The organism is Ectopseudomonas guguanensis (assembly GCF_900104265.1).
In the GTDB taxonomy this organism is placed as follows: Bacteria; Pseudomonadota; Gammaproteobacteria; order Pseudomonadales; family Pseudomonadaceae; genus Aquipseudomonas; species Aquipseudomonas guguanensis.
This window is the reverse complement of the sequence record NZ_FNJJ01000002.1, coordinates 436,842-448,343: the sequence shown is the minus strand read 5'-3', so window position 1 is coordinate 448,343 and position 11,502 is coordinate 436,842. Positions and strand designations below refer to the sequence as shown.

The 11,502-nt window shown below is 66.2% G+C and carries 7 protein-coding genes; all 7 read right to left on the bottom strand.

All coding sequences use genetic code 11. The features are described from left to right. A partial coding sequence (locus BLS61_RS04490; protein ID WP_139205535.1) for an Ig-like domain-containing protein occupies nucleotides 1–5,369 on the bottom strand: 5,369 nt, incomplete at its 3' end. A gap of 68 nt (nucleotides 5,370–5,437) precedes the next feature. Next, nucleotides 5,438–6,082: a phage tail protein gene (locus BLS61_RS04485; RefSeq protein WP_090427915.1), complete on the bottom strand. Its 645-nt coding sequence runs from the start codon at nucleotides 6,080–6,082 to the stop codon at nucleotides 5,438–5,440. A gap of 45 nt (nucleotides 6,083–6,127) precedes the next feature. Next, nucleotides 6,128–6,442 carry a DUF6916 family protein gene (locus BLS61_RS04480; protein ID WP_090427909.1) on the bottom strand — a complete coding sequence of 105 codons (315 nt, stop codon included), beginning with the start codon at nucleotides 6,440–6,442 and terminating at the stop codon, nucleotides 6,128–6,130. Further along, entirely contained in the window at nucleotides 6,439–6,930 is a 492-nt protein-coding gene (locus BLS61_RS04475) for a GNAT family N-acetyltransferase (protein WP_090427907.1), read from the bottom strand. Before BLS61_RS04475 ends, BLS61_RS04480 begins: the two co-directional genes overlap by 4 nt. Before the next feature lie 256 nt (nucleotides 6,931–7,186). Then, nucleotides 7,187–9,280 carry an efflux RND transporter periplasmic adaptor subunit gene (locus BLS61_RS04470; protein ID WP_090427904.1) on the bottom strand — a complete coding sequence of 698 codons (2,094 nt, stop codon included), beginning with the start codon at nucleotides 9,278–9,280 and terminating at the stop codon, nucleotides 7,187–7,189. Beyond that, a complete protein-coding gene (locus BLS61_RS04465) occupies nucleotides 9,280–10,599 on the bottom strand; it encodes an efflux RND transporter periplasmic adaptor subunit (RefSeq protein ID WP_090427901.1) in 1,320 nt (439 codons plus the stop codon). Before BLS61_RS04465 ends, BLS61_RS04470 begins: the two co-directional genes overlap by 1 nt. Beyond that, nucleotides 10,596–11,378, bottom strand: coding sequence for an efflux RND transporter periplasmic adaptor subunit (locus BLS61_RS04460; RefSeq protein WP_090427898.1), 783 nt, complete (start codon nucleotides 11,376–11,378; stop codon nucleotides 10,596–10,598). The genes BLS61_RS04465 and BLS61_RS04460 overlap by 4 nt, the downstream gene beginning before the upstream one ends. Nucleotides 11,379–11,502: the final 124 nt, after the last annotated feature.

Below are 11,502 nucleotides of genomic sequence, written 5' to 3'. Positions count from 1 at the left end.
GTCAGGGTTGCCGTCCAGGTAACGCCGCCATCGCTGGAGCTGAGTCCGCTGAGCGCGCCGTTGGCCACGCTGAAGTCTGCCGTGGTCAGCCCGGTTATCGCCTCGCTGAAGGTGATGGTGACGGTCGTGCTCTGGCCTGCCTTGAGCGCGGCGTCGGTGACCAGGATGGTGGCCGTCGGGCGCTGGGTGTCGATGGCATAGTTGACCGACTCGGTGGTGCCGCTGCCGATGTTGCCAGCCAGGTCCATGACGCCGGTGTTGTTGAGGACAATAACATTGCTGGCATCGGTAATGCTGCTGCTCGGCGTGAAGGTTGCAGTCCAGGTCAAGCCGCCATCACTGCTGCTCAGCCCGCTGAGCGTGCCGTTGGCCACGCTGAAATCGGCGAGGTCCAGGCCCAGCACGGCTTCGTTGAAGGTCACGGTTACGGTGGCGGTCTCGCCTATGCGCAGGGCCGTGTCGCTGAGGGTGATGCTGGTGGCGGCCGGGCGCACACCGTCGACCACCAGCGCCTTGTTGGCACCCAGGGAGCCCGCAGTGCCGGGGCTCGGCAGAGTGAGGATGGCATCGTTGGCCGTCGCGCCACGGATGGTCGAGCCATTGAGGCTCAGGGCTGTCGTGGACTGGTAATCCAGGTCCGTATTGATGTCTCCGGCCTGCACCACATAACTGAAGGTCAGCGTGTTGCTGCCGGAGCCGGAGACGTAGGTGGCGTTGCGGTCGATCACACCAGTCTCCAGCAGCAAAGTGGGCACGCCGCCGCTGGTATCGACCGTCACCACCTGGTTGAAGGTGGCTGTGATGGTAATGGTATCGCCGATCTTGTAACTGCCATTTGCCGTGACGGCGCTGACATCGGTTATCCGCGGGTTGAGGCTATTGACCGTGATGGAGAGCGTGTCGGTATCGCTCTGTGCGCCGCCGCTGCCGCTCGAGCCCAGATCATCGGTGGTGATCTGCAGGCTGGCCGCCCCGTTGTAACCAGCAGTAGGGCTGAAGATCAGGCCGTTCAGTGCGTTATTGATATCGCCGATGGTGCCGGTGAACGTCATGCTCGCATCAGCTGTGCCGTCCCCGCTGGTGAACGACAGGCCGGCGGTGCTGCCGAGCGTCAGGACACCGTTGCTGGCTGTCAGCGTGACCCGAACAGGACTGGAGCCTGCATCCACGTCGCTGATGCTGATCGGGTTGCCATTGCCGGTGCTGAAGACCAGGTTGGCATCCTGATCGACGTTCTGCGCGCCGGGTAGCGAGTTGACCGGCGCATCGTTTACCGCGCTCACGTTCAAGGTCAGCGTCGTGCTGTCGCTCTTCGCTCCACCGCTGCCGGTATTGCCGTTGTCGTTGATTTGGACGGTCAACACGACGTTGGCGGTGGCGTTGGCTGCCGTGGTGAATGTCACTGAGCCCATCGCGATGAAGGCGTTGATGTCGCTCAGGCTGCCGGTCAGGGTCAGGTTGCTGGCGGAGCCGCCAACCGTGACGCCGCTGGCGCTCGTCGCGCTCAGGGTGCCGCTGGGTACGAGCAGGGTGACCGTTACAGGCGAGGCACCGGCATCGACATCGGCGAAGCTGATGCCGGTGAGCGGCTGTGGCACGTCCTCGGTGACATTGATCGAGGCCGGGGCGCTGATGGTCGGCGCATCGTTCACCTCGCTCACTGTGAGCAGCACGGTCGCGCTGTCGCTCTTCGGCGCACCGCCGGACAGGCCGTTGTCGTTGATGCTGGCGGTGAGCGTGACGCTGGCCGTGTTGTCCACTGCCGTCAGGAAGCTGACATTGCCCCCGGCGATAAAGGCGTTGATGTTGCCGATCGAGCCGGAGAGCGTGAGCGTGCTGGCGCTGCCGCCGACCGTGATGCCACCACCGGAGGTGGCCGACAGCGAGCCACTGGGCACCGACAGCGTCACGGTCACGCTGCCGGCACCGGCATCGGCGTCGGAGAAGCTGATGCCGGTGATGCTGCTGGCGGTGTCTTCGATCACGCTGATGCCACCGGGCACGGTGACGATCGGGGCATCGTTGGTCTGAGTCACGGTCACTGTGCGATCGGCTGCAGTACTGCTGGCTTCGCCATCGTCGACGACGAAGCTGATGGTGCGGCTGGCAGTGACCGGGGTGTCCGAGCTGTTGCTGTAGGTGACCGAGCGCAGTGCCGCTTGCCACTGCGCGGCGCTGGCCCCTGTCGCGGAGGTGAGCGTCAGGGTGCCGGTACCACTGTTGTAGCTGCCGCTGATATCGCCCATGGTGGCCGGATTGCCGGTGAAGCCCAGCAGATCCTCGGCGCTCTGGAAGTTGCCGGTTATCTGCACGGTAGCGCCGTAGAGCAGCGGTGAATCGCTATCCACCACGGTGATGCCGGCATCGATGACCACCGGTGTCGAAACGACGTTGTCACCCTCGACGAACGCAGCGGAGCCGCCGCTGGTGGTGACGATCGGCGCGTCATTGACCGCGGTGACCGTAATGCTTGCGGTGTCGGTGGCGCTGGAGAAGGGCGAGGTTCCGCCGGTGACGCTGGCGTCGACCTTGCTGCCCTGCTGGCCGTTGGTGGCACCGGTGCGGTCCCAGGCGTGGTAGGTAATGCTGGCGGTGGTGCCGTTGACCCCGTCGGGCACGAAGCGCACACGGTCGGTGCTGCGCAGCAGTAGCGCGGCGCTGCTCGATACGCTGCCCATGTCCTGCCAGCTGGCACCGGCGTCCAGGCTGTACTGCCAGGTGCCATTGCCGGCATCGATTCCGGTGACGGCGATGCCCTTGAGCGCGCCGCTGTCGACGTCGCTGGTGTTGGCACTGGCAAAGCTCGATACCGCCTGGCCGACCCAGTTGACTTGGCTATCGGTCAGACCGTTGAGCGTCGGAGCGATGGGAGTGAGCACCGGTGCATCGTTGACGCTGCTGATGCTCAGGCTGGCCTGCGCAGCGGTGCTGGAGAAGGCCGTGCTGCCACCATTGCTGGAGGTATCGGCAGTGCTGCGTGTGCTGCCGACCGTGGCACTGCCGCTGCTCTGGTCCCAGGCGCGGAAACTGAGCGTGGCGGTGCCGCCGTTCTCGCCGTCGGGCACGAAGCGCAGCAGGGTGGTGGGGGCGAGCAGCAGTGCGGCGCCACTGCTGACGGTGCCGACGCCGTACCAGGTGCTGCCGTCGGTGCTGTATTGCCAGGTGCCGTTGCCGCTGCTGGCGGTGATGGCCAGGCCGAGGCTGGGACTGTCGGGATCGCTGGCTGACAGGCTGCTCAGCAGGTCTGCCACCGTCACCGCCGCCGAGGTGGTGTCCTCGTTGGTATCCGCCCAGGTGTAAGGACCGGCGGAGAGCGTCGGCGCATCGTTCACTGCGGTGATGGCGACCTGGGCCGTCACCGCCGTTGCACTCAGCCCACCGTTGTCGGTCACGGTGAAATTGATCTGCCGGGTACCGTCGGTGCCGCCGAAGGTGGGATCGTCGGAGGTGGAGGAGAAGGTGACCGAGCGCAACGCGGTTTGCAGCTGTGCCAGCGTACCCGGCCCCGTGAGGGTCAGCACACCGGTGTTGCTGTCATAGCTGGCGGTGAAGCTGCCTGGCGTACCGACCGCGAGTACGTCACCGGCGCGGAAATCGCTGATGGTGACGGTAGCCCCCTGGAAGGTGGTGCTGTCCGGATCGCTGATCGTGATGCCGGGGCTGAGCACTGCGGGCGAACCGCCCTCGGTGTAGGCGGTTACATCGTTGGCCGGCGCCAGCGTCGGCGCGTCGTTCTCCGCAATGACCGTTACGGTGGAAACCCGGTTGGGCGCTGCGGTGTTGTTGCTGCCGCCGCTGTCGCTGATGCTGGTGATGGTGACCACGCGGTTGTTGCTGCCCGGATTGTCACTGGAGTTGCTGTAGGTCATGCCGTCGATCAGCGTGCTCATCTGCGCATTGCTGCGCGTCATGCCGCTGAGGGTGACCGTGGCGGTGCCGGCAGCCACGCTCACGCTGTAGCTGCCCCCACCCGACAGCGTCCCGCTGGCGCCGTTGCTGAGGCCGATGCTGGTGCCATCGATGGTCAGGACTTCCGCCGCACCGTTGCTGACGTTGCTCACCGTGATGGTGGCGCCGGTGAAGCTCTGCCCGACATCGTTGGTGTCGGCCGTTACCGCGCTGAACAGGTCGACCGCACTGCCGTTCTCGGTGAAGGTCGGGTTGGTGCCAGTGGCGGCGAGGCTGGGGGCGATGCTGGGCACGGTATTGAGGACGAAACTATCGAAAACGTCGAAAAACCCACCCGCGTTCGAGGTGATGACCACCCTGTCGACGTTGTCGAAAATACCGTTGTTCAGCGTGACATTGAAGCTGCCATTGGCCTGCCCGAAGCCGGTTCCGCTGGTTTGAGTGCCGGTCGAGGCGCCGTCCCTGAAGCCCTGTACCGATGCGAAGCCACCGCCAAAGGCGTTGATATAGAAGCTGACAAAGTCAAATTCGTTGCCCGAGATGGTTTCGATCGTAATCGTTTCGACGCCGGAAAACGCCCCGGCGAACAGGCCGGGCGAGTTGGCCTGTCCGTCGTCCGTGTCCTGGAACCAATTGCTCGCGCTATAGGTGATCCTGATGTCGCCCTTGGTGTAGACGTTGGAGCCGTGATCGGCGCTTTCGACGAACCCTTCTCCGGAAAAATCGATGGTGATGTTGGCCGGAATCGAAACCAGTGCGCCGGCGTAGCCCGACCAGGCAGTAGCCAGATTCAGTGTGGAAAGCACCTCGCCGGTCTGGTATTCCAGATCCCAGTCGCCACCGCGCTGGCTGCCAGAGGTCATGTCCGTGGACGCTGCGACATCGGCCCCGGTCCAGCGCGAAAATTCGTCGACGAAGGACTGGCCTTGCTGGGTCTGTCCTACGTAGCAGCCATAGAGAAAGATGTCGCCCGCATCCGTCAGGGTTCGCCCGATGGCACCGAGCGTTGCGGCTCTTTCGGACAGCGTCGCCTGGTCCAGGGTAAGGGTCCCCAGGGTGATCTGCCCCAACGAACCATGGCTGACGATGTGGATCGCATCGATGCCCGAGCGTCCGTCCAGGTACTGGGCTATCTGCTCGAGCCCATCCCTGGCGCCATCCAGCAGAACGACTTCGGTACCCTCACCAATGCCGGCGATGAGCTGTGCGTGGTCTTGCACACTGCCATCGATGAACACGATCTCCTGGCGCTGATCGCCACTGGCGGCCGGCGCGGCGGCGAGGGTGTCGGTCTGGTTGTCGCCCGTGCTGTCCGCCTCGGGCGCTGCGTCGTGCTGCGTCGCTTCGGCGACCGTGGCGACGACCGCGCCGTCGAACATCATGCGCGGCTCCAGGGCGCGCAGCCAGTTGAGGCCTGCCGGGGCGTAGGGGGGCGATTGGGTGCTGGCTTTGCTTTTCATCGGTTACTCCCGGCGTGCCTGGTATTCGTTGGCGGCCTGCTTGGGCAGGCCGACTTTCATGGTCGAGCTCAGTCTCGGGACGGGAAAACGCCTTCGGTGGCGATCACGAAGTTGGTGCCGAGGTAGGGGTTGCGCACGCCGAAGGGCTGGCCGCCGCCTACGGGCGAGATGGTGACGCTGCCTTGCGGCGTGATGCTGGCCTGGCCCGCGAGCCCGCCCAGATGGGCTTTCGTCGCATCCGGCGCGGTGTTGCTGAACAGGCCGTTGAAGGTCACATTGCTGGGGCCGGCTTTGGCCGTCGTGGCGGATAGATAGGTGGTCTCCCCCGGGGCCGGCGGCACCATGGCGGCTGCCGTGGTAGTGGCGACATCGGCGGTGATGCTGAGGCTGCCGCTGCTGGCCTGGCCGGTGAACTGAGCTGTCGGCGCATGAATCGGCATCTGTGCCGTGGTCAGCGTGACGTTCTCGTTACCGGCGAGTTCGCCTTGCGTGATCGGATTGAGGCCCGGCCCCTGCCCCATGCCCACCGGGCTGCGGCCACGGTAGTCCGGCAGGCCGAAGGTCGTCTGGCCATTGCCGCCGTATAGCGTGCCGAGCAGTGAAAAAAGCGCGGTGTTCTGCGCGATGGACATCAGTTGGCCCTGGCACATCGCATAACCGCGCGGTGCGAAGTTGAAGCCGACCATTTTGATTTCGCCGAGGAACGGGTCCATGTTGTTGCTCCCTGCTGTAGTGGGTTTGTTGTAATGGTTCGGAACCTAGCCGCTCGCCGCCGTCCGTACGTGGAACACCGCCTGCAGCAATCGCGTGCCATCGTCGTCCGGGCCGATCGGGGTGAGCATGACCCACCAGGACGACTGCGTGGGGCTCTGCAAGGTATAACTGTACTGAGGCAGATCGATGCCCAGCGGCTGCCGGAATATGGCGTCGTAGCACTGGTAGCGCGGATTCATCGCCTTGCCGCTGCTGACCTCGACCAGCTCGACCTCGACGCCGCTGTGCCCCTCCCAGCTGAGGCGCCAGAGGTGGCCCAGGCCCTGCTGCAGTTCTTCCTGACTGGGAATCGCGCTCATGCGCTCAGCCTCCTCGCGGCGGGGCGGTGCATCTCCAGGTACACCGGATGCCGGCAGGTGATGATGAAACCGAAGCGCTCGTAAAGGCGGCGCGCGGGGTTGTCGGGTTCGACGTACAGACGAGTGGATCGACCCGCGGCGTCAGCCTCCTGCACCAGCAATGACAGCAGATGGCTGCCGATGCCCTGGCCGCGCCAGGGCGGGAGCAGGGAAAGGTCCATCAGGTTATAAGTGCTCGGGCCGCGGAACAGATAGAGGCGGCCGATGGCCTGGTCTGCCAGGAGCACCACCGAGAACTCTGCGTCCGGGTAGTGTTCCTGATAGTGGCGATGCTGGGCTTCGAACTGCTGGGTGAGAAAGGCGTCGATCGCGGATTGCTGCCAGCCGGTCCGCAGCATTTCCTCGCTACGGGTGCTTGCGTAGAGCGCGCGCAGGAAGCCGAGGTCGGCCGCCTCGGCAGGGCGAAGATGCAAGTCGGTACCACGCATTGGGGGAGCGTCCTTGTTGGCTTCCGTGCGGCGGCCGGAGCCTGACCCGTCTGTATTGTTTTGCCATTACGCGACTAACTGGTCGGAGAGTACCTGAACTGCAGGTGCACGCGCCACCGGTCGGATGGACGGTAGGCCATATCCTGGGGCTGAACGGAACTTTCCTGTTCGATTAGGTTCCCTGTCGCGCTGGCCGGCCGAGTCATCATGGCCGCCGGGCTTTGGCTGCAGTGACGCGGCTGCCGATGCGCCTGCGTCAGAAACCGCTTTCGCGCACACCGAGCGCCGCGATCCGTCGCCAGGCGGCGCCCAGCAGTGACTGGCGTTCACCGTCCAGCAGCACCACGCCGCGCAGGGGGTGATCCGGGTGGATGTCGTCATGCAGCAGCGCCAGGCGTACGCCGTATTGGGCCTGCACGGGTTCGGCGCGGCGCTGGGCGTCACGGCGCACGGCGATGGGGCCGCCGTGATCGGAGCTCAGCGCTTCCAGCTCCAGGTAGGCGACGCCGGTGGCGTCTACCTCTTCCAGGCGTACCTTCATTGCCGGGCGTGCCGGGTCATCGGCAATGAAACGTCCTTCGCTGCCCGCTGCGATTCGCCACAGGTTTTCTTCGGCCAGGTAGCCGCGCAGGCGCAGCCCCTGTTCGACGATGCGCGCCAGGGGTTCGGCAGGGTGCAGCCAGCGCTCCGCATCGAGGTCGCGTTGCAGGTCGCGCACCACGCCGGCTTGCGGCGCACGCAGCTGCAGGCGCTCACGCTGGGCGGCCAGGCCGCGGTATTCGGCGACGGCCTCGGCCAGGCGCTGTTCGAGAATGCCGGCATCGGCCGCCGTTTCGCTGCGCGCGGATTGCCGGCGCAGCTGCAGCTGGAGAATCTCGATTTCGCGGCGGACGATGGTCAGGCGCGAGTCGAGGTCCGGCGAGTCCAGCTCCAGCAGCAGGTCGCCGGCTGCCACGCTCTGGCCTTCGCGCACATGCACCGCTTTCAGGCGCGCGGCCACTGGTGCATGCAGGGTGCTGGTGCGCGACGCTTCGAGCAGGGCCGGTACCTGCACCGAGCTGCGCCAGGGCACGATCAGCACCAGCAGCAGCGCGGCAAGAGCCAGACCGGTGTGCAGCACCTTGCGTGAGTCGGCCTGTTCGCGGCGTTGCCACCACTCGCCCAGTTCACGCCAGATCGGCAGGCCGATGAACCACAGCAGCTCCACCAGCATCAGGAAGATGCCGAGCACCTTGAAGAACAGGTGATAGACCGCCAGCGCGATGCCGAGAAAGAGGATCGCGCGCCATATCCAGGAGCCGTAGCCCCAGATCAGCAGGCGCCGGGTCATGCTTGGCGACCAGGGCTCCGGCGCCGGTTCGCCGTAGCCGAACAGCGCCTCGCGCAGGCGCCAGCGGCACAGGGCGAAGGCGCGGCTCTGCAGGTTGTCGACGCCCCACAGGTCGCTGATCAGAAAGTAACCATCGAAGCGCATGAAGGGATTGAGGTTGATCGCCAGCGTGGTGATCCAGGTGGCGCTGGCCAGCATGAAGGCCGAGGTGCGCAAGGGGCCATCCGGCAGCAGCGACCAGACCAGCAGTGCCAGTACCGCCAGCAGCAGTTCGGCGAGCACGCCGCCTGCACCGATCAACAGGCGCGAACGTCGGTCATTCACGCGCCAGGCATCGCTGACATCGGTGTAGAACATCGGCAGCATCACCATGAAGGCCAGGCCCATGCTCTGCACCCTGCAGCCGGCGCGTTTGGCCATGAAGGCGTGGCCGAACTCATGGCAGAGCTTGGCGAAGGTCAGCGCGATGCCGAACGCCAGGGCGCCGCCCAGGCTGAACAGATGGGGAAAGGTGGAGAGAAAGCGCTGCCAGTCGCGCAACACCAGGAACAGGCCCAGGGCGAAGACCAGCGGCAGCCCCCAGCGCAGCAGCCAGGGGCCGTGACGTTCGAGTACGGGCCAGGCGCGATTGAGGAAGGGATCGGGTCGCCACAGCGGAATGCGGAAGAACAGGTACTGATGCAGCACCCGCTTCCACGGGCTCTGGCGCTGGTAGGCGGCCTTCATCGCATAGCTGGCGCGCTGCTTGTCGTCCAGTGCCGCGATCAGGTCGTGGCTGCCGAGAAAGCGCAGCATGTCCTCGAGTTCGGCCAGACCCAGGGGCACGCCTGGCTCGGCGTTGGCCGCGGCCAGCACGCGCTGCGGTTCGCCCAGCGTCCAGTGGCGCAGCAGGCGCACGGCGGCAGCGCCGAGCTTGAAGTAGCGGCCACGCAGCGGATCGGCCAGCGTCCATTGCGGGGCGCCGTCGAGCGCCGGTTCGGCGGGGGACAGCTGCAGGTCGGGGCGCAGGGCGGGCAGCATCACAAACCCAGGCTCTGACGTGCGGCGGCCAGCGGACGGCGCAGCAGGTAATAGGCCAGCGGCGCACGATCGCCGAACAGCTTGGCGGTGCCACGCAGGCCGATGCGCGGGGGCGCGTCGACGAAGCGTGCATCGAGGCGGTAGGCCAACTGGCCGGCCGCGGTGCTCTGGGCCTCGTAGGCGGAGCGCTCCAGCCGCGCCTCATGACGATTGAGGGGGTCGCTGTCGAGAAACAGTGCCACTTCGGCGCCAGGCTGCAGGGCGATGGCGTCGCCGACGGGCAGCTCGATGCGCAATTCGGCCTGGGTCGGATCGGCGATCTGCATCAGCCGTTCGCCGGTCTGCACCGGCTTGCCGGTCAGGCGTTCGGCATCGGCGAACACGGCGATCCCTGCACGTTCGGCGCGCACTTCGCTGCGTGCCAGCAACTGCCTGGCATAGTCGCGTTCGGCGCGTTTCTGCTCCACGCGGGCGGCTAGCAGGTCGAGGCGGGCGCTGGATTCGGCGTCGGCGAAGGCGCGCTGGCTGTTGGCCTTGAGCTCGGCCTCGGCCACGCCAAGGGTGCGCTCGGCCACGTCGGCCTGAGCCTTGAGACTGGTGGCATCGAAGCGCACCAGCAGATCGCCAGCGGCGACGTTCTGGTTGGGCTTGACCAGGAATTCGGCGATCACCCCGTCCAGCGGTGCGGCCACCACACGCCCGCCCAGAGGCACGACTTCGGCCGGTGCCAGCACCGACTGACGGACCGGAATCAGTAGCAACAGCGAGAGCGCGGCGGCCACCGCCAGCAATTTGCGTCGCGGCCAGCGCATGCGCCAGGGTTTGCGCGGTTGCAGTGCCAGCCAGGCGTGGGCGTAGGTGTCGGCCAACTGCCTGAGCAGCGCTTGCTCGGCCTCGGCGAATGGTTTGTCGCGCGCCAGCCACAGGCCGCCGAAGGTCTCGCCGCGACGGTTCTTCAATGGCAACCAGAAGGCGTGCGGGGCGGAGAGGCTGTTCATGTCCAGGCGCGTCTGTTCGTCCAGTTGCGCGAGGTCGACAGCGTGTCCCTCACCCAGCCGGCCATGCTTGAGCAGCGCCGAGGCGGCACGTTCGACGAAGGCCACGAACGGCGCGTTCGCCTCCACCACGCTGATGCCGGTCAGCGCCTGCACCTTGCCGGCGATCAGCAGGGCGGCATGGCGGAAGCCGAACAGCGCCTGGCCGTCGTTGACCATGGCATAGGCCAGTTGCTCGGTGCTGCCGGCCTTGCGCGCCTGCTGCTCCAGGCCGAGGAACAGGGCGAATACCCGTTCGGCCGTACCGGGCAGCGGGGCGTTCATTGCGTCACCTGAAACTGCGCCGTGCCACTCATGCCGGCGAGCAGGCCCTCGGCGTCCTCGGGCAGGCTGCCGATCAGCAGCAGCGTCTGGCTGCCTTCATCGATGCGCGCGCCGAGGCGCTTGATCTTGGCCTTGAGCGGCGCGCCGGTCTCGTCGGGAATGAAGTCGAAGGCCTGGCCGGGTTGCAGGCGGCCGAGCCAGGCCGAGGGCACCAGCAGGTAGATTTCCAGGGTGCCGTTGTCCACCACCTCCAGCAGCGGCGCGCCGCTGGCGACGCTCTCGTGGGGCTGGGCGCGACGCAGCACCACGCGGCCATTGAACGGTGCGGTGACGCTGCAGCGCTTGACCTGCACCTGATACACCTGGGTTTCCGCCTGCGCCTGTGCCTGGCGCGCTTCGGCCAGGGCCACCTCGAAGCGGCCGACGGAATTGAGGGCCGCCAGCTGTTTCTTGTGGTTGAGCTCCTCGCGGGTGGCGCGAGCAGCGGCCTGGGCGGCGTTGAGCTGGGCCTGGTAGGCGCTGCAGTCGAAGCGCGCGAGAACGTCGCCCTTGTTGAAGTCCTGGCCATCGCTGAATGGCATCTCGACTATGCGGCCGGGCAGCTCGCTGGACAGCACGGCCTGGTTGCGTGCGCGCAACACGCCACGCACCTGGCGTTCGCCGGACTGGCTGGCGGCCGGCGCCAGCGATTCGAGCAACGGATCGTCGGCCCGGAGCGAGGTGCTCAGTGCGGATGCGAGCAGGCCGAGGAGCAGGAAGAGGGGGGCGTTTCGCGGCATGACATCCATCCTTGCCTGAGGTCATGGCAGTCTACGGTAGAACGCAGCTACGGCAAATTGGCCGTAACGATGCATTGCTATGGTGCATGATGTCGACTCTGGTGCGTGCAAGGCCTGCTTCTGG